The following is an 18,977-nucleotide window of genomic DNA, read 5'->3' on the forward strand; positions in this document are numbered from 1 at the left end:
TAGCTAACATTCTGCCCACCAAAAAAACAGATAGCCGTAACGATTGTCAGGTTATCGGCGCGGATTATCGGGTTACACTACGCGCTATTGTGATGCTGTTATGAGAGATCCCATGGAAACGTTTGAATGTATTGATGTGCAGCAGGCGCAGGCGCGTCTGGCGCAGGGTGCGCTGCTGGTGGATATCCGTGATCCGCAAAGTTATGCCCTTGGCCATGCGGCGGGCGCGCTGCATCTGACCAACGCCAACCTCAGCGAGTTTGTCAGTGGCGCGGATCAAAGCCTGCCCGTGCTGGTGATGTGCTATCACGGTAATAGCAGCAAAAGTGCGGCGCAGTATCTTCTGGGACAGGGCTTCAGCGCGGCGTACAGCATTGATGGCGGCTTTGATGCCTGGCGTGCCGCCTTCCCTCAGCAGGTTGCCTCTGGCAGTGAATAGCTTGCTGCTCGTCACATGGAGAGTTAATGATGCGCATTACCCAATTTAATCAGCCGCGCATGGCGCAGGCGTTTGTTGACTACATGGCGACGCAGGGCATCACGTTGCGTATCGAGCATGAAAATCACTACGTCATCATGCTGGATGATGAGAGCAAGATTGCAGTGGTCGAAAACGAACTTCAGCAGTTTCTGCACGACCCTAACCATCCGCGCTATCAGGCCGCCAGCTGGCACAGCGGCAAGACTGACAGCGGTTTGCGCTATGAGCGCAGCAATATCTGGGCGAACATCCGCGAGCGTGCCGGTCCGCTGACCATGACCCTGATGGTGCTCTGCATCGCGGTCTTTATTCTGATGCAGGTCATGGGCGATCAGGCCGTGATGGCGTGGCTCTCCTGGCCGGATGCCGACCAGCATCTTCAGGTCTGGCGCTGGTTCAGTCATGCGCTGCTGCACTTTTCACTGCTGCACATCCTGTTTAATCTGATGTGGTGGTGGTATCTCGGCGGCGCGGTTGAAAAGCGTCTGGGCAGCGGCAAACTGTTTGTAATTATGCTGATTTCGGCGCTGCTCAGCGGCTGGCTGCAGGCGAAGTTCAGTGGCATCTGGTTTGGTGGTCTGTCGGGCGTGGTCTATGCCCTGATGGGTTACTGCTGGCTACGCGGTGAGCGCGATCCCGACAGCGGCGTCTATCTTGAACGGGGATTGATCGGTTTTGCGGTGGTCTGGCTGGTGATTGGCTGGTTCGGCGTCTTTGGTCTGGCGATTGCCAACGCGGCGCACGTTGCTGGTCTGGTGGTCGGGCTGGCGATGGCGCTGGTCGATACGCGTAACGTCACGCGTCGATAGACAGGTTTAGCGGGTTAACAGGAGAGGAACGTGAAGCAGACGCAACGTCATGACGCGATTATCGATTTAGTCCGTCGTCAGGGATATGTCAGTACTGAGGAGCTGGTAGATCATTTTGAGGTCAGCCCGCAGACCATTCGTCGCGACCTCAACGATTTGGCCGATCAAAACAAAATTCAGCGCCACCACGGCGGCGCGGCGCTTCCTTCCAGCTCTGAGAATACCGCCTGGCACGATCGCAAAATGATGTGGTCAGCGGAAAAAGCGCGGATTGCGCAGCGTGTTGCCAGCCAGATCCCGGATGGCGCTACGCTGTTTATTGATATTGGCACCACGCCGGAAGCGGTGGCGCATGCGCTGCTCAACCACAGCAATTTACGTGTGGTGACCAATAACCTTAACGTCGCGATGCTGTTAATGGGCAAACCCGATTTCCGGGTGATTATCGCGGGCGGTGAAGTGCGCACCCGCGATGGCGCCGTGATGGGGGAAGCGACGCTCGACTTTATTTCTCAGTTCCGGCTCGATTACGGCATCCTGGGGATCAGCGGCATCGACATGGATGGGTCGCTGCTGGAGTTCGACTATCACGAAGTCCGCACCAAACGCGCGATTATAGAAAATTCACGCTGCGCGATGCTGGTGGTGGATCACTCGAAATTTGGCCGAAATGCCATGGTTAACCTTGGCAACATGAGTCTGCTGGATTATCTCTACACCGATAAAATGCCGCCAGCCAGCGTCATGAAAGTGATTGAGCAGCATGAGGTTCACCTCGAACTCTGCTGATTCCTGCGACGCCAGCCGCCCGGCTGGCGTTTTTCTTTGATTGTTGTCGCTTTTTCCCCCACTCACGTCTTAACTTAACGGTTGCTGGCACCCGGTTGCCAGCCCGTGCGCTTTCTATTTTTGTTTTGCTTCACCTCATTGCGTAACAGAAGGGAGTGATATGCCGCAGCAAAAATTTAATAAAGCCCGTTTTACCGCTGCCCTGACCCGACAGTGGCAACAGTTGAGTCTCCATTCCGCCCAACAGATGACCTCGCACCAGGCGTGGCAGGCGGTCAGTGCGGCACTGGCAGAACTGCTCGATACCCAGCCGGCACCGCGTCCGGCTAAGCAGCAGCGTCACGTAAATTACCTGTCGATGGAGTTTCTCATTGGTCGTCTGACCGGCAACAATCTGCTGAATCTCGGCTGGTATGACGAGGTCAAAGCGGCGCTGGCTGAGCAGCAACTTGATTTAACCGAATTGCTGGAGCAGGAGATCGACCCGGCACTCGGCAACGGCGGGCTGGGGCGACTCGCCGCCTGCTATATGGATTCGATGGCAACGGTGGGGCAGTCCGCCACCGGCCACGGGCTGAATTATCAGTATGGCCTGTTCCGCCAGTCTTTCGAGGAGGGTAAGCAGATTGAAGCGCCCGATGACTGGCAGCGTGAACGCTATCCGTGGTTTCGTCACAATGTGGCGCTGGATGTGGACGTTGCGATGGGCGGCCGGGTGGAAAAGCGTGAGGATGGCGGTGTACGCTGGCTTCCCGATTTTACGCTGCGTGGTGAGGCCTGGGATTTGCCGGTGACCGGCTACCGCAACGGCGTGACACTGCCGCTGCGCCTGTGGCAGGCCGTGAGTGCGCACCCGTTTGACCTGACGGCCTTTAACGACGGCAATTTCCTTCAGGCGGAGCAGCCTGGTATTGAGGCGGCAAAACTCACCAAAGTGCTCTATCCCAATGACAACCATCAGGCCGGCAAGCGGCTGCGTTTGATGCAGCAATATTTTCAGTGTGCCTGCGCCGTAGCCGACATCCTGCGCCGTCACCATCTGGCGGGCCGCAGCATTCACAGTCTGCCGGACTTTGAGGTGATCCAGCTCAACGATACCCATCCGACCATCGCCATCCCCGAGATGCTGCGTGTGCTGCTGGATGAACATCAGCTGAGCTGGGATGAGGCGTGGCATATCACCAGCCGCTTGTTCGCTTACACCAACCACACGCTGATGCCGGAGGCGCTGGAGCGCTGGGATGAGAAGCTGATGCGCAGCCTGCTGCCGCGCCATATGCTGATTATCAAAGAGATTAATCAGCGGCTGAAAAAGCAGGTGAAACAGCACTGGCCGGATGACAAAGCGATGTGGCACAAGCTGGCGGTGGTGGCGGACGGACAGGTGCGCATGGCCAATCTCTGTGTGGTGAGTGGCTTTGCGGTCAACGGCGTGGCGGCACTGCACTCCCGCCTGGTGGTCAGCGATCTCTTCCCGGAATATCACCAGCTCTGGCCGCAAAAATTCCACAACGTCACCAACGGCATTACGCCGCGTCGCTGGCTGAAGCAGTGTAATCCGGCGCTGGCGGCACTGATTGATGAGACGCTGAAAACGGAGTGGGCCAATAACCTTGATGCGTTAACCGGTCTGGAGCCGTATGCCGACGATCAGGCGTTTCGTCAGCGCTATCGCAGCATCAAACAGCAGAACAAAGCGCAGCTCACAGAGTATATCGCCCGCCATACCGGCATCATCGTGAACCCGGCGGCGCTGTTCGATGTACAGATCAAACGTCTGCATGAGTACAAGCGCCAGCACCTCAGCCTGCTGCATATCCTCTACTGCTATCAGAAGCTTCTGAACAACCCGGAAGATGTCACCTTCACGCCGCGGGTGTTCCTGTTCGGGGCCAAAGCCGCGCCGGGTTACTACCTGGCAAAAAATATTATCTACGCCATTAACAAGGTTGCGGAGGTGGTGAACAACGACCCGCGGGTGGGTGACAGGCTCAAAGTGGTGTTTATCCCGGACTACCGCATCACCGTGGCTGAACTGATGATCCCGGCGGCCGATCTCTCCGAGCAGATCTCTACAGCCGGTTATGAAGCCTCCGGCACTGGCAACATGAAGCTGGCGCTGAATGGCGCGCTGACCATTGGCACGCTGGATGGTGCGAATGTCGAAATTGCTGAACAGGTGGGTGAGGAGAATATCTTTATCTTCGGTCACACCGTGGATGAGGTGAAGGCGCTCAAAGCGAAAGGCTACAACCCGAAAAAGGTGCGTAAGCAGAACAAGCCGCTGGACGATTTACTGAAATCGCTGGAGAAAGGCAAATTCAGCGGCGGGGATAAACATGCGTTTGACCTGATGCTGGAGAGCCTGACCAAAAATGGCGATCCCTGGCTGGTGCTGGCTGATTTTCAGGCCTATGTCGAGGCACAGCAACGGGTGGAAGCCCTGTGGCGTGACCCGGAAGGCTGGACCCGCGCCGCTATCCTCAATACGGCCCGAACCGGCATGTTCAGTTCGGACCGTTCCATTCGTGACTATCAGCAACGTATCTGGCAGGCACCGCGCTAAGGAGCAGCAATGAAGCAAAATGCACTCGATCAGGCCGCCCGTGCCGCGGGAATTTCACTGGATTACATCAACGTTAACGGCGAGAAAGCGGCGATCAGCGATGAGACCAAACGCGCGCTGCTGGCGGTAATGGACGATCCGCAGGATGCCAAAAAATCACCGCTGCCGCCGGTCGCGGTGTTCAGCGGCAGTGGCAAACGGCAATTGACGCCACAGGGCAGCGGCGTCTACAGCTGGCAGTTGCAGACCGAAAAGGGCAAGCAGTTTAGCGGCGAGTTAACCGCCGGAGAGCCTTTTTCGCTGCCGGGGCCGCTGACACAGGGTTATCACCAGCTCACGCTCACTAAAGGAAAGAAGCGCTGGCAGACGCGGATTATTGTCGCGCCGCGCCGCTGCTATCTGCCGCCAGCGCTGGAGGCGGGAGAGAAACGCTGGGGCGCGCTGGTGCAGCTCTACACGGTGCGATCTGAACAGAACTGGGGCATTGGCGACTTCGGCGACCTTGACCAGCTGCTGGTGCAACTGGCTGAGCGCGGCGGCGATTTTGTCGGGCTGAATCCGCTGCATGCGCTCTATCCCGCCAGCGCCGGTTTTGCCAGCCCGTACAGTCCGTCATCCCGCCGCTGGCTGAATGTGATTTATATCGACGTCAGTCAGGTCGCCGATTTTCAGCAAAGCGCGGCAGCACAGAAGTGGTGGAAAAGTGCCAAAACCCAGAAGGCGCTGACCAAAGCGCGAGAGGCAGAGTGGGTTGACTACGAGGCCGTGATGGCGCTTAAGCTCACTGCGCTGCGGCACGCCTGGGCCCACTTCCAGGCGCGTGATAACCAGAGCGAAGAGCATCAATCCTGGGCAGCTTTTGTACGTCAAGGCGGCGACAGCCTGCGTTATCAGGCGGCCTACGACGGTATCCAGCTGGAGCGGCAGGCGGACAAGACGCAGCAGGGCGGCTGGCCTGCATGGCCGGAAGCGTGGCGTAACAGCCAGTTGCCCGAGGTGCAGCAGTGGTGTGAGCAGCATGAAGAGGAGATCGCGTTCTGGCAGTGGCTGCAATGGCTGGCACAGCAGCAGTTCTCGGCCTGCTGGACGCACAGTCAGGCGCTGGGCATGAGTGTGGGGCTTTATCGTGATCTGGCGGTGGGCGTAGCAGAGGGCAGTGCGGAAACCTGGCACGACCCGGAGCTTTATCGCCTTAAAGCCTCAGTGGGCGCGCCACCCGATCGTCTGGGTCCGCTGGGACAAAACTGGGGCTTACCGCCGATGGACCCGCATGTGATGCAGGCGCGGGGCTATCAGCCGTTCATCGACATGCTGCGCGCCAACATGCGCGACTGCGGCGCATTGCGTATCGACCATGTGATGTCTCTACTGCGTCTGTGGTGGGTACCGGCCGGGGAGACAGCGGATAAAGGCGCCTATGTCGCCTATCCGGTCAATGACCTGCTGGGCATCCTGGCGCTGGAGAGCCATCGGCTGCGCTGCATGGTGATTGGTGAAGACCTGGGCACCGTGCCTCAGGAAATTATCAGCCTGCTGCGTAAAAGCGGTGTCTTTTCATGGAAGGTGCTCTGGTTTGAGCAGGAGAAAGATCAGCGTTATCGCGCGCCGCAGGACTATCCACGCCAGTCTATCGCCAGCGCCAGTACCCATGATCTGCCGACGCTGACCGGTTTCTGGGAGCAGGGCGACCTGGATCTGGGTGAGAAGCTGGGCCTTTATCCGGGCGATGCAGTGAAAGCGCTGCATCAGCAGCGTGCCGCGCAGAAACAGGCGCTGCTGGATGCGCTGCATCAGGCAGGTGCCTTACCGGCCCGCAGTCAGAAGAAGGCGGAGAAGCTGACCATGACGCCTGCGCTGAACCGGGCCATCCATCGCTTCCTGGCGGATACCGAGAGTGCGCTGCTTGGCCTGCAGCCTGAAGACTGGCTCGGTATGACCACGCCGGTCAACGTGCCGGGCACGGTAGATCAGTACCCTAACTGGCGACGCAAGCTGAGCAAAACGCTGGAGGCGATCTTTGCGGACAAGGAGGTGAATACGCTGCTGAAGGTGGTCAGTGAGCAGCGTCAGTCAGGACAGAAAGGGCAATAAAAATAGCGCGGCAGTCAGGCTGCCGCGCTTTATCATCAGTAGAACGAGTGTTCGCCACGCTGATGCTCGGTAATATCCCGCACGCCTTTCAGTTCCGGGAAGGCAGCCAGCAGCTCTTTCTCGATACCATCTTTCAGGGTCACGTCGATCATCGAACAGCCGTTACAGCCGCCGCCAAACTGCAGAATGGCGTAGCCATCTTCGGTGATCTCCATCAGCGATACGCGACCGCCGTGGCCAGCGAGCTGTGGGTTGATCTGCGCCTGCAGCAGGTACTCAACACGCTCAACCATTGGCGCATCATCAGAGACTTTGCGCATCTTGGCATTCGGCGCTTTCAGCGTCAGCTGAGAACCCAGATTGTCAGTCACGAAGTCGATTTCCGCATCTTCCAGATAAGGTTTGCTCAGTTCATCAACATACGCTGAGAGCTTCTCGAACTTCAGTTCAGTATCGGTGGCTTCAACAGCATCGGGCGGACAGTAAGAGACGCCACACTCGGCTGTTGGCGTACCCGGGTTAATCACGAATACGCGAATCTGGGTGCCATCTTCTTGTTTGGATAGCAGTTTAGAAAAATGTTCCTGGGCAGAGTCAGTAATTCGGATCATGTCGATTGCTCAATAGTTGACTAATTTAGTTGGTTATAATACGCCCATCAATGACGCGCTACAAGGTACGGCACAGACACCAGACCTGCACGCTGGCAGCACCCTGCGCCAGTAAAAGACGACTGATTTCATCTACGGTACTGCCGGTGGTAATGACGTCATCCAGCAAAGCGATATGGCGTCCCTGCACCGCCATTTCAAGGCGGAAAGCACCGCGTAAGTTAGTGCGGCGCTGGCGGGCGCTGAGCTGATGCTGTAATGCGCCTCTGCGCGTGCGGGAAAGCCCTTCACGCCATTCACATCCCAGCCAGTGCGCCAGCGGTGCGGCCAGCAGGACAGTCTGGTTGAAGCCGCGCTGCCAGCGTCGTCGCTGGTGCAGCGGAACCGGCAGCAGCAGATCAGGACGCGGCACATCACCGCGTCGGTAAACATTAAGCCAGCTTAGCAAAATCAGCCGCGCCAGCATCACCCTGAGTGCGGTTATGTGAGAAAATTTAAGCTGATTAACCCACTGGCTGAACGGCAGACAATAGTCATTAACGCAGACCAGCGCCTGCCAGGCGGGCGGTTTAAGCTGGCAGCGGCCACAGGCGACCTTTTCTGATCCTGCTGGTAACCCACAGCGTGGGCAGAGCCGCGGTAATGGCGGTAATTTGCGTAAACATAAGCTGCAGATACCGTGCCGGGCTATCCGCAACGGCATCCGGCATAGCCAACACAGGGCGGGCATTGCTAGCATAGCGACCTCCTTATCATTTTCGGGATAGTAACTGATGACGTCGCTCTACTGGCACACCTGCGGAGAAGGAAAACGCGATCTTGTGCTGCTGCACGGATGGGGACTGAATGCCGAAGTCTGGCAAAGCATTATTCCGCGACTCAGCGCGCATTACCGTCTGCATCTGGTCGACCTGCCCGGTTATGGTCGCAGCCAGAACGTTGACGCGCTGACACTAGAGCAGATGGCTGAGCAGATAATGCCTTTGCTGCCACCGCAGGCCATTGTGGTGGGCTGGTCGCTGGGCGGACTGGTCGCGACGCAGCTTGCGCTGACCGCGCCAGAAAAGCTGGACGCCCTGATTACCGTTGCATCATCACCCTGTTTCACCGCCACAGAGCACTGGCCCGGCATTAAACCGGAAACGCTGCAGAACTTTCAGCAGATGCTCAGTAATGATTTTCAGCGCACGGTGGAGCGCTTTCTGGCGCTGCAGACGCTGGGCACCGAAACGGCGCGTGCCGATGCGCGACAGCTGAAAGAGGTGGTACTGTCACAACCCGTGCCGGCGGTGGCGGTGCTGGATGGCGGGCTCGACATTCTGCGTCAGGTCGACCTGCGCGACGCGTTACCGCAGATCACATTGCCGTTTTTGCGACTCTACGGGGCATTAGATGGTCTGGTGCCGCGTCGGATTGCTGCGGAGATCGATGAAATGTTGCCAGCCTCGCCCTCTGTGATTATCGAAAAAGCAGCACATGCACCTTTTATTTCTCATCCAGAGATGTTTTGTCAGCACATTATTAATTTTATCAGCAGTTTAGAGGGATAGTCGTGCTATGGGTTGGCAAAAATCGTTAACAGCATCAATACTTCTCTTTGTGAGCAAGGCCGCTGCAATTTTATGTGATTAGTCACGGAAATGACTATGCCGTTCCATACTGCCTTACGCGTTTAGCGGCTGCTTACATCTCACAATGGATCATGAATGAGGGTAAACATAATGAAGGTTTTTAAATGGGTTGTGGCTTCAATGATGATGGGCGCGATTTCATTTTCTGCGATGGCAGCGAAGGAAGTCACCAAAGAAGAAGTTAAGACAATGAACCTGCAGAAAATTGGCACCGTTAACACCACAGCGGAAACCACCTCGCCAATGGATGCTAAAAAAGTACTGTCTAAGCTCGCTGACGAAAAAGGCGGGAAATACTACCTGGTGATCGCCGGTCGCGAACACGGTAAATTCAGTGCAACGGCTGAAGTCTACAAGTAATTAACGCAGCCACATGAACTGCCAGGCATCCAGCTTAACCGGCTGGGTGCCATCAATCTTCTCTCCGCTCACCACATCCTGCAACGTATGCGCCACCGGCAATCGCGTTTCCACTGACCGGCCACTCAGATTAAACACGCATAGCAATCCGCCGCCGCTTTCTGGCTGATGACGGCTGAGCACCAGCAGGGCGTTTTCGCTGTCATAGATCGTCATCGGATTATCAGGATGGAATGCGGGCTGACGACGACGCAGCTGGATCAACTGGCTGAGTCGGGTATAAATCTGCTGACGCAGCCAGTCACCACCCGCCAGGGCCGCCTCAATCTGCTGTAAATCATACTTCTGACGGTTAATCGCCCGGTTATGTCCGGCGGCCCGCACGCCATCATAATGGTTACGACCGCCCAGAATGCTCTGGATATAGATGGCCGGCACGCCAGGAAAGACCAGCAGAATCGCATGGGCCAGCAGGAAGCGTTTCAGCCGCGTGGCATCATCATCCGCTTCACGGTTCAGCGCATCCAGAAACGTGACATTAATTTCATAGGGGCTGGTGCTACCGTCAGGGTTATTTTTATAGGAGACCAGCGCGCCCTCCAGCGCCAGGTCGCGCACCAGCGACACAATCTCCACTTCAGACAGGATGCCGCGCGCCGGATTCAGCCCGATACCATCGTGTGACGCCAGGAAGTTGAAGAAAGTGGTGTCATTACTACTGAGATCCAATGAGCTGGCCCACTGCCGCAACGCGCGCGCCGAGCCGGTGTGAATGGCATGCAGCACCAGTGGCGGCAGCGAAAACTGATAAACCATCTGCGCTTCATCGTGCCCGTTGCCCAGGTAGCTGATGTTGTCCTGATGCGGCACGTTAGTCTCGGTAATAATCACCGTACCTGGCGCGACATGGTTGGCAATCGCGCGGAACAGCTTCACCAGTTGATGGGTCTTTTCCAGATGAATACAGCGCGTGCCTGGCGTTTTCCACATATAGCCGACCGCATCAAGGCGCACATAGTCGGCGCCACGGACCAGGTAGTCGAGCAACACGTTGACCATGCGCAACAATACCTCAGGATTGGCAAAGTTAAGATCAATCTGGTCGGCACTGAAGGTGGTCCAGATGAAGCGGGTATCACCATCCGCCATCTTAAACGGTGTCAGCAGCGGCGAGGTGCGTGGGCGCGTCACGGCGCTGAGATCCGTGGAGGGTGGCATGCTGATAAAGAAATCGTCCCAGCCGGGATCCTGCGCCAGAAAGTGGCTGAACCAGGCGCTTTTTGCCGACATATGATTGCAGACGAAGTCGAACATCAGGCGGGTTTCCTGATGCAAACGCGAAATATCCTGCCAGTCGCCACACACCGGATCGACCTCGTGGTAATTAATCACCGAAAATCCGTCGTCGGACGACCAGGGGAAAAAAGGTAGCAGGTGAACCAACGGAAAGGTGGATTGCAGGTGCTGCTGATAGAAACGGGAAAAGGTATTGAGCGTGGGTTTATCGGTTTCACGAAACTGGTCGGCGTAGGTGATGAGCACCACATCCTGCTCATCCCAGTGGGCCTTGCGCGGCAGCTTAATCGCCTCGCGGGCTGTGGCAATGTCAGCCTTCAGGCGCGCTAAGGTCGCCTCCGGGAATGTGCCAGCATAAATCTTATCAATCAGATCGGTGATCGTTTCCATCGTGAATTGGGTGCCACAGCAGGTGTTGTTTTTATGACAGGCTTCTTTTTAGCGTAGCGCGATGATGGGGATTTTCAACCGGGGGAAAGCGTGTGAAGAGGGGGCCTGATGCGGCCCCCTGAAAAGCTTAGCGTTTTTTACCGAATGCCGCAGCCAGTGCATCACCCATTGCACTGTTGCCTGCGGATGCGCTGGCTGGACGCGGACGGCCTTTACCTGCAGCCGGACGTTTCTCTTCGCGCGGCGCGGCATTCTTCGCGCCACCCCGTGCATTGCCTTCGCCTGGCTGCTCATCAAGACGCATGGTGAGGGCGATACGTTTACGCTGGAGATCGACTTCCATCACTTTCACTTTGACGATATCGCCGGCTTTCACCACCTGATGGGGATCTTCCACGAAGCGATCAGAAAGCGACGAGATATGCACCAGGCCATCCTGATGCACGCCGATATCCACAAACGCACCGAAGTTAGTGACGTTGGTGACGGCACCTTCAAGGATCATGCCCGGCGTCAGATCGTTCAGTGTTTCAACGCCTTCCGCAAACTGCGCAGTCTTAAACTCAGGACGCGGATCGCGACCCGGTTTCTCCAGCTCTTTCATGATGTCGGTAACGGTCGGCAGACCAAAACGCTCATCAATAAAATCGCGCGGGCTGAGGTTACGCAGGCTGCCAGCATTACCCATCAGATCGCTGAGGGCCTGCTCGGTGGCGGCCAGAATACGTTCGACGACCGGATACGCTTCCGGGTGAACCGTTGAGGCATCCAGCGGGTTATCACCGTGGTTGATGCGCAGGAAGCCCGCACACTGTTCAAAGGCTTTTGGCCCAAGACGACTCACTTTCAGCAACTGCTGGCGGTTCTGGAAGCGGCCATTCTCGTCACGCCAGCCGACAATGTTCTGCGCCATCATGCGCGTCAGGCCCGCGACGCGGGTCAGCAGCGGCACCGAGGCGGTGTTGAGGTCAACGCCGACGGCGTTCACGCAATCCTCTACCACGGCGTCGAGTTTCTTCGCCAGCTGGCTCTGACTGACGTCATGCTGGTACTGACCGACACCGATGGATTTCGGGTCGATTTTCACCAGCTCAGCCAGCGGATCCTGCAGACGTCGTGCGATAGACACCGCGCCACGTAGTGAAACATCGAGATCCGGGAACTCCAGCGCCGCCAGTTCAGAGGCCGAGTAAACGGAGGCGCCGGCTTCACTGACAATGACTTTCTGCGCCGTCACCTGCGGGAACTGCTGCTGCAAATCCAGGAAGAAGCGCTCGGTTTCACGTGAGGCGGTTCCGTTGCCAATCGCCACCAGCTCAACCTGATGCTTAATGCAGAGCGCGGCGACGGCAGCGGCGGCTTTGGCAGTCTGGCCGGTGTGCGGATAGACGGTATCGGTCGCCACGACTTTACCGGTGGCATCGACCACCGCGACTTTAACGCCGGTGCGCAGGCCGGGATCCAGTCCCATAGTGGCGCGCATGCCCGCTGGCGCCGCCATCAGCAAATCGTGCAGGTTGCGGGCAAAGACGTTAATGGCTTCATCTTCTGCGCGTTCGCGCACTGTACCCATCAACTCCGTTTCAAGATGCAGCATCACCTTGATGCGCCACGTCCAGCTCACCACCGCTTTACGCCAGCTGTCGGCTGGCGCGTTGTTCAGGCGCAGATTCAGGTGTTCAGCGATCAGCGTTTCGCCGTGGCTTTCACGTGGTGCTTCATCAAACTGCGGGTCAGCATTCAGCGACAGTTGCAGTACGCCTTCGTTACGGCCACGCAGCATCGCCAGCGCACGGTGTGACGGCACACTGCTCAGCGCTTCGTGGTGGTCAAAGTAGTCACGGAACTTCGCGCCCGCTTCCTCTTTGCCTTCCACCACACGTGACACCAGATGGGCATTTTTCCACAGATAGTTACGCACTTTGGCCAGCAGCGCGGCATCCTCGGCGAAACGCTCCATCAGAATATAGCGGGCACCATCCAGCGCGGCACGGACGTCAGCAACGCCTTTGTCCGCATCGACATACTGTTCAGCAAGTTGCTCAGGGATGTGAGAGGGCTCCTGCCAGAGCGTGTCCGCCAGCGGTTCCAGACCGGCTTCAATAGCGATCTGTCCACGCGTCCGGCGTTTCTGTTTGTAGGGCAGGTAGAGGTCTTCAAGCTCGGTTTTGCTGAGGGTGGTGTTGATGGCGCGGGCGAGGTCGTCAGTGAGTTTTCCCTGATCGTCAATCGACTTCAGAATCGACTGGCGTCGATCTTCAAGTTCGCGCAGATAGCTGAGACGGGTTTCCAGCTGACGCAGTTGGGTGTCATCCAGCCCGCCGGTTACCTCTTTACGATAGCGTGCGATAAACGGCACGGTATTCCCTTCATCTAACAGGCGAACGGCGGCGTCAACCTGCTCTGGTCGCGCCTGTAGCTCACTGGCAATTATCTGGCTCAGAACTTTCATCATCAGGACTGTCTTGCTTTCCGGGTTGAGAAATAGCCGACAGTTATACGGATTGATGGTTAAAATTGCCAGAGAAGCGGGCGGCTTTCAGCGATAATCTGAATCGTTATTGCGGGTAGTCAATGGCGTTGACATACCACAGCGCCGGACCCACGGGTGTCTCAACAGTGGCGGCATCACCGACCTCTTTTTTCAGCAGCGCCCGCGCCATAGGTGAGTCGATGGAAATGTAATCTTTGCGGCCAAAAATCTCGTCGTAGCCCACAATGCGGAAGCGTTTGAGGTCGCCCTCATCGTTTTCAATTTCCACCCAGGCACCAAAGAATACTTTGCCATCCTGCTGGGGTGAGTAATCAACGATTCGCAGCTGCTCAAGGCTTTTGGTCAGATAGCGTACGCGGCGATCAATTTCACGCAGCCGTTTTTTGTTGTACTGGTAGTCTGCATTTTCACTGCGATCGCCAAGGCTGGCAGCCCAGGTGACTTTCTTTGTCACTTCCGGTCGCTCTTCACGCCATAAATAGTCGAGTTCCGCTTTCAGTTTGTCGAAGCCTTCGCGGGTAATGAGTCGGGTTTTCATGCTATACCGGCCAGAGAGATCTAAAGAGCGACAGTGTAAGGCAAAGAGGGCGCGGCAAAAAAGAGTCGGGGAAAGGGTTTTTAAAGGTTAAAAACCCACGTTGATTTCCCCGGCGGCGAAAGGGTTGGTGCTGTGATTGAAATAGAGCCAGTCATCTGAAGCCGGCGAAAAAGCGTGCGTAAACTTATTTTCCGGCGTGGGTCGCCGTGGTGGTCGATGTGCCGGTGCTGTGACCGTCACCGCCGCCGCCGCCCATGGTGGCCAGTGCTACGCCCAGCAGGGCTGCGACTGCGCCAACACCGATGGCGTTAGAGTTACCTTGTGCTGTTGTTGTCGCTGCTGCGCCGGCCGCTTCACCGGTTGCAGTGGCTGCATAACCTGGGCTGACGCTGCCTAAGGCCAGCGCGCTCAGCAGTAAAATTGTTTTTTTCATTGTATGTAATCCCCGTTGAGACATCGAATGTTGCCTGAGCAGTCTGGTTTAAAAAGGGGAAGGCGAAAAGTTGGCTTTACTGATTGATTTAAAGGACTTTAATTACAACTGGCCTTGCTGATGGCACGACTGAAACTAATCCGAGAGGAGCGTCGTGCATTATGCGGGGTTGCTGGAATATTATGCTGTCTGGCTGTGGTTGAGGTAGATTATCTGGAGCATATTCACAGTGATGGCTGATCATTAAGTCAAATTGCCTGCTAACTCACTGAATTAATACATTGATTAAAAGCTGGCACGCTTCCAACGCCAGCGATTCAGAGAAATAGGGCCTTTTTTTCAGATTTGCCGTATCGGCTGTCGGGCGGGGTTAAAAGCGCTAAAACTGACCCCAAAACGCCTTAAATCAAATATAAGCCCCTGTTTAATATGCTTTGTAACAATTTTGGCTAGAATATAAACCAATAATGACTGTCACTATAAGGCATCTTTTTTTAACAATGTTGGTTCAGGCAATAGCGCCTTTGGGAGTTGAAAATGCAAGAGAACTACAAAATTCTGGTCGTCGATGACGATATGCGTCTGCGTGCACTGCTTGAACGCTATCTCACCGAGCAGGGCTTTCAGGTGCGCAGTGTCGCTAATGCTGAGCAGATGGATCGCCTGTTAACCCGTGAATCCTTCCATCTGATGGTGCTCGACCTGATGTTGCCAGGTGAAGATGGCCTCTCTATCTGCCGTCGTCTGCGCAGCCAGAGCAACCCGATGCCAATCATTATGGTGACGGCTAAGGGTGAAGAAGTGGATCGTATCGTGGGGCTGGAGATCGGCGCTGACGACTATATTCCCAAACCGTTTAACCCGCGTGAGCTGCTGGCGCGTATCCGGGCGGTACTGCGTCGTCAGGCCAATGAACTGCCAGGCGCACCTTCGCAGGAAGAGGCGATTATTGCCTTTGGCAAATTCAAACTGAACCTCGGCACTCGCGAGATGTTCCGTGAAGATGAGCCGATGCCGCTGACCAGCGGTGAGTTTGCCGTGCTGAAAGCACTGGTAAGCCACCCGCGTGAGCCGCTGTCTCGCGACAAGCTGATGAACCTGGCGCGTGGCCGTGAATACAGCGCCATGGAACGTTCGATTGACGTTCAGATCTCCCGCCTGCGTCGCATGGTGGAAGAGGATCCTGCGCATCCGCGTTATATTCAGACCGTCTGGGGTCTGGGCTACGTCTTTGTGCCGGACGGCAGTAAAGCATGAAGCGACTGCGCTTCTCGCCACGGAGTTCGTTTGCCCGCACCCTGCTGCTGATCGTTACCCTGCTGTTCGTCAGCCTGGTAACGACCTATCTGGTGGTGCTGAACTTCGCCATTCTTCCCAGTCTGCAACAGTTCAATAAGGTGCTCGCTTACGAAGTTCGTATGCTGATGACCGACCGGTTGCAGCTGGAGGATGGCACGCAGCTGGAAGTGCCACCGGCGTTTCGCCGGGAAATCTATCGCGAACTGGGGATCTCGCTCTACACCAATGCAGCAGCAGAAGAGAGCGGATTGCGCTGGGCGCAGCATTATGAATTCCTGAGCGAGCAGATGGGACAGCAGCTTGGCGGTCCGACCGATGTCCGGGTTGAGGTTAACAAAAACTCGCCGGTGGTCTGGCTGAAAACCTGGCTGTCGCCCGACATCTGGGTGCGGGTGCCGCTGACTGAGATTCATCAGGGCGACTTCTCCCCGCTGTTCCGCTATACCCTGGCGATTATGCTACTGGCGATAGGCGGTGCCTGGCTGTTTATCCGTATCCAGAACCGACCCCTGGTGGATCTGGAGCACGCCGCCCTGCAGGTCGGGCGCGGGATTATTCCGCCGCCGCTGCGCGAGTATGGCGCGTCAGAAGTGCGATCGGTGACCCGTGCCTTTAACCAGATGGCAGCGGGGGTGAAGCAGCTGGCGGATGACCGCACGCTGTTAATGGCGGGCGTCAGCCACGATTTGCGAACGCCGCTGACCCGTATTCGCCTCGCCACCGAGATGATGAGCGAGCAGGATGGCTATCTTGCCGAATCGATTAATAAAGATATCGAAGAGTGCAACGCCATCATTGAGCAGTTCATCGACTATCTGCGCACTGGTCAGGAGATGCAGACCGAGCGCGCGGATCTGAACAGCGTGCTGGGCGAAGTGGTGGCGGCTGAAAGTGGCTATGAACGTGAAATCGAAAATGCAGTGATGCCGGAAGAGCTTATGCTGGATATCAACCCGCTGTCGATTAAACGGGCGCTGGCTAACCTGGTGGTTAATGCCGCGCGATATGGCAATGGCTGGATCAAGGTCAGCAGCGGACGGGAACTGCATCGCGCGTGGTTTCAGGTAGAAGATGATGGCCCTGGCATCAAGCCGGATCAGCTGGCGCATCTGTTCCAGCCGTTTGTGCGGGGCGACAGTGCCCGCAGCACCAGCGGTACCGGTCTCGGTCTGGCGATTGTACAGCGTATTATCGATGCTCATCAGGGCTCGCTGGAGATTGGCGAGAGCGAGCGCGGAGGTTTGCGTATTCGTGCCTGGTTGCCGTTAGTGGAAAGCATGGCGCTGAGCCACAACAACGGCAGCAACAGCGTGTCGGGATAAAAAAACGGCGCGGCACTGTTATTGCCGCGCCGGTTCTTTTAGCGTTGCGGGCCCGCTTTCACCAGCGCAGCACCTGCGGCGTTATCGGTGTACTTGTCGAAGTTATCAATAAAGCGCTGTGCCAGACCCTCGGCAGCAGCGGTCCACTTCTCTTCACTCTCCCAGCTACGACGCGGATCCAGCGTGTCACTATCCAGCTCGCCCAGCGCAACCGGCATCTGCAGATTAAAGATCGGCAGCGTTTCCGTTGGCGCATCATCCAGCTCACCCGCCAGGATCGCATTGATGATGGCGCGGGTATTCTTCAGTGAGATGCGTTTGCCGCTGCCGTTCCAGCCAGTGTTCACCAGGTAAGCCTGCGCACCGGACGCTTCCATTCGCTTCACCAGCACTTCAGCGTACTGCGTCGGATGCAGCGTCAGAAATGCCGCGCCGAAACAGGCGGAGAAGGTTGGGGTGGGTGCCGTCACGCCACGCTCGGTACCGGCCAGTTTGGCCGTAAATCCTGACAGGAAATGATACTGTGTCTGCTCCGGCGTCAGACGTGAAACCGGTGGCAACACGCCAAACGCATCGGCGGTAAGGAAAATCACTTTCTTCGCGTGGCCCGCTTTTGAGACCGGCTGCACGATATTGTCGATGTGATTGATCGGATAGGAGACGCGGGTGTTTTCCGTTTTGCTGCCATCTGCGTAATCAACGCTGCCATCTTCGCGTACCACCACATTTTCCAGCAGCGCGTTGCGGCGAATGGCGCGGTAGATCTCCGGCTCAGCCTGCTCAGAGAGGTTGATGGTTTTGGCGTAGCAACCGCCTTCAAAGTTAAACACGCCATCATCGTCCCAGCCGTGTTCATCATCGCCAATCAACTGGCGATCAGGATCGGTGGAGAGGGTGGTTTTGCCGGTACCCGAAAGGCCAAAGAAGACCGCCACATCACCTGCTTTACCCACGTTAGCAGAGCAGTGCATGGAGGCGATGCCTTTCAGCGGCAGCAGGTAGTTCATGATGGCGAACAGACCTTTCTTCATCTCGCCGCCGTACCAGGTTCCGCCAATCAGCTGCATACGCTCAGTCAGATTGAAAGCGACAAAGTTCTCTGAGTTAAGACCCTGCGCCTGCCAGTCAGGATTGGTGCATTTAGCTCCGTTCATCACCACAAAGTCAGGTTTGAAGTCGGCCAGCTCAGCATCGTCAGGCTGGATGAACATATTCTTCACGAAGTGCGCCTGCCAGGCGACCTCGGTGACGAAACGTACGCTCAGACGTGAATCGGCATTGGCCCCGCAGAACGCATCCACAACAAACAGACGCTTGCCGGAAAGCTGGCGGGTGACGCAGCTTTTCAGTGCGTTCCAGGTCTCCTGCGACAGAGGCTGATTGTCGTTTTTGCCGGTGCCCTGGTCGTTCCACCACAGGGTATCGCGCGTGGTGTCATCACGCACAATGTACTTATCCTTAGGCGATCGCCCGGTGAAAATCCCGGTGTCTACTGCAATCGCGCCGCTCTGCGTCAGGGTGCCACGAGCAAAACCTTCGAGGTCCGGGCGCGTCTCTTCCTGAAATAGTGTGTCGTAATCAGGGTTGTAAACCACTTCCGTGGTATCCACGATGCCCAAAGCGGCAAGGTCTTGCGAGGTCAGGCCGTTAACGCGCATTTTACTGCTCCTTAAATCGGTGTCTGTTCTGCAAAGCAGAGATAGGTTGGGATCGTGCCAACCGGCTGTTGCATCAGGTGCGGCGAATCACTGACAGTCCACTGCGCTTCGTCACGACAGCCTGCAAAGAGAACCGGACTTTTCAGGGCATCTGCCTCTGGCTTCCGGGCGTTTGCACGATCGCGCGCAGTTTACTCTTCTGCGTTACG

16 protein-coding genes are annotated in these 18,977 nt (G+C 56.6%); 9 read left to right on the top strand and 7 right to left on the bottom strand.

Annotated elements, in window-relative coordinates; translation table 11 throughout:
* Nucleotides 1-112 precede the first annotated feature (112 nt).
* The 5 genes from glpE to malQ all read left to right on the top strand — a co-directional run bounded on the left by glpE (nucleotide 113) and on the right by malQ (nucleotide 6,736).
* Nucleotides 113-439 carry a thiosulfate sulfurtransferase GlpE gene (glpE, locus tag EE896_RS01760; RefSeq protein ID WP_003853030.1) on the top strand — a complete coding sequence of 109 codons (327 nt, stop codon included), beginning with the start codon at nucleotides 113-115 and terminating at the stop codon, nucleotides 437-439.
* Between the two features lie 29 nt (nucleotides 440-468).
* Nucleotides 469-1,290: a rhomboid family intramembrane serine protease GlpG gene (gene glpG / locus EE896_RS01765; protein ID WP_033743324.1), complete on the top strand. Its 822-nt coding sequence runs from the start codon at nucleotides 469-471 to the stop codon at nucleotides 1,288-1,290.
* A gap of 30 nt (nucleotides 1,291-1,320) precedes the next feature.
* Complete coding sequence (locus tag EE896_RS01770; protein WP_003853028.1) at nucleotides 1,321-2,079, top strand: DeoR/GlpR family transcriptional regulator; 759 nt, start codon at nucleotides 1,321-1,323, stop codon at nucleotides 2,077-2,079.
* Nucleotides 2,080-2,239: 160 nt separating this feature from the next.
* Nucleotides 2,240-4,645, top strand: coding sequence for a maltodextrin phosphorylase (gene malP / locus EE896_RS01775; protein WP_140916365.1), 2,406 nt, complete (start codon nucleotides 2,240-2,242; stop codon nucleotides 4,643-4,645).
* 9 nt (nucleotides 4,646-4,654) lie between these two features.
* Complete coding sequence (gene malQ / locus EE896_RS01780; protein ID WP_039660829.1) at nucleotides 4,655-6,736, top strand: 4-alpha-glucanotransferase; 2,082 nt, start codon at nucleotides 4,655-4,657, stop codon at nucleotides 6,734-6,736.
* A 35-nt stretch (nucleotides 6,737-6,771) separates the two neighbouring features.
* Here the strand turns inward: malQ and nfuA are convergent, their stop codons facing one another.
* Both nfuA and gntX read right to left on the bottom strand, forming a co-directional pair.
* On the bottom strand, nucleotides 6,772-7,347 hold the full coding sequence (gene nfuA / locus EE896_RS01785; protein ID WP_003853024.1) for a Fe-S biogenesis protein NfuA: 576 nt from the start codon (nucleotides 7,345-7,347) through the stop codon (nucleotides 6,772-6,774).
* Nucleotides 7,348-7,405: 58 nt separating this feature from the next.
* Nucleotides 7,406-8,086, bottom strand: coding sequence for a DNA utilization protein GntX (gene gntX, locus EE896_RS01790; RefSeq protein WP_003853023.1), 681 nt, complete (start codon nucleotides 8,084-8,086; stop codon nucleotides 7,406-7,408).
* A gap of 34 nt (nucleotides 8,087-8,120) precedes the next feature.
* Between gntX and bioH the strand changes: the two genes are divergently transcribed.
* Together bioH and EE896_RS01800 are read left to right on the top strand one after the other, a co-directional pair.
* Nucleotides 8,121-8,897 (top strand): pimeloyl-ACP methyl ester esterase BioH, encoded by a 777-nt coding sequence (gene bioH, locus EE896_RS01795; RefSeq protein ID WP_078805138.1) that lies wholly within the window; start codon nucleotides 8,121-8,123, stop codon nucleotides 8,895-8,897.
* Between the two features lie 171 nt (nucleotides 8,898-9,068).
* A complete protein-coding gene (locus tag EE896_RS01800; protein ID WP_003853019.1) occupies nucleotides 9,069-9,338 on the top strand; it encodes a YdgH/BhsA/McbA-like domain containing protein in 270 nt (89 codons plus the stop codon).
* On the opposite strand, the gene EE896_RS01805 is transcribed toward EE896_RS01800, so the two are convergent.
* The 4 genes from EE896_RS01805 to yjbE all read right to left on the bottom strand — a co-directional run bounded on the left by EE896_RS01805 (nucleotide 9,339) and on the right by yjbE (nucleotide 14,489).
* The gene (locus tag EE896_RS01805) at nucleotides 9,339-11,024 is read right to left on the bottom strand and encodes an alpha-amylase family glycosyl hydrolase (protein WP_008926272.1); all 1,686 of its coding nucleotides are present in this window, start codon (nucleotides 11,022-11,024) and stop codon (nucleotides 9,339-9,341) included.
* 127 nt (nucleotides 11,025-11,151) lie between these two features.
* Nucleotides 11,152-13,479 carry a Tex family protein gene (locus EE896_RS01810; RefSeq protein ID WP_008926271.1) on the bottom strand — a complete coding sequence of 776 codons (2,328 nt, stop codon included), beginning with the start codon at nucleotides 13,477-13,479 and terminating at the stop codon, nucleotides 11,152-11,154.
* A 103-nt stretch (nucleotides 13,480-13,582) separates the two neighbouring features.
* Nucleotides 13,583-14,056, bottom strand: coding sequence for a transcription elongation factor GreB (gene greB, locus EE896_RS01815; protein ID WP_003853016.1), 474 nt, complete (start codon nucleotides 14,054-14,056; stop codon nucleotides 13,583-13,585).
* Between the two features lie 184 nt (nucleotides 14,057-14,240).
* Nucleotides 14,241-14,489: an exopolysaccharide production protein YjbE gene (gene yjbE / locus EE896_RS01820; protein ID WP_003853015.1), complete on the bottom strand. Its 249-nt coding sequence runs from the start codon at nucleotides 14,487-14,489 to the stop codon at nucleotides 14,241-14,243.
* A 537-nt stretch (nucleotides 14,490-15,026) separates the two neighbouring features.
* Here yjbE and ompR point away from each other — a divergent pair.
* Nucleotides 15,027-15,746, top strand: a complete 720-nt coding sequence (gene ompR / locus EE896_RS01825) for an osmolarity response regulator transcription factor OmpR (RefSeq protein ID WP_003853014.1) — start codon at nucleotides 15,027-15,029, stop codon at nucleotides 15,744-15,746.
* A complete protein-coding gene (envZ, locus tag EE896_RS01830) occupies nucleotides 15,743-17,110 on the top strand; it encodes a two-component system sensor histidine kinase EnvZ (RefSeq protein WP_003853013.1) in 1,368 nt (455 codons plus the stop codon). Before ompR ends, envZ begins: the two co-directional genes overlap by 4 nt.
* Nucleotides 17,111-17,148: 38 nt before the next feature.
* On the opposite strand, the gene pckA is transcribed toward envZ, so the two are convergent.
* Nucleotides 17,149-18,768 (bottom strand): phosphoenolpyruvate carboxykinase (ATP), encoded by a 1,620-nt coding sequence (pckA, locus tag EE896_RS01835; RefSeq protein ID WP_003853012.1) that lies wholly within the window; start codon nucleotides 18,766-18,768, stop codon nucleotides 17,149-17,151.
* Nucleotides 18,769-18,977: the final 209 nt, after the last annotated feature.

Origin of the sequence: Pantoea eucalypti, assembly GCF_009646115.1 — a bacterium.
Lineage (GTDB): Bacteria > Pseudomonadota > Gammaproteobacteria > Enterobacterales > Enterobacteriaceae > Pantoea > Pantoea eucalypti.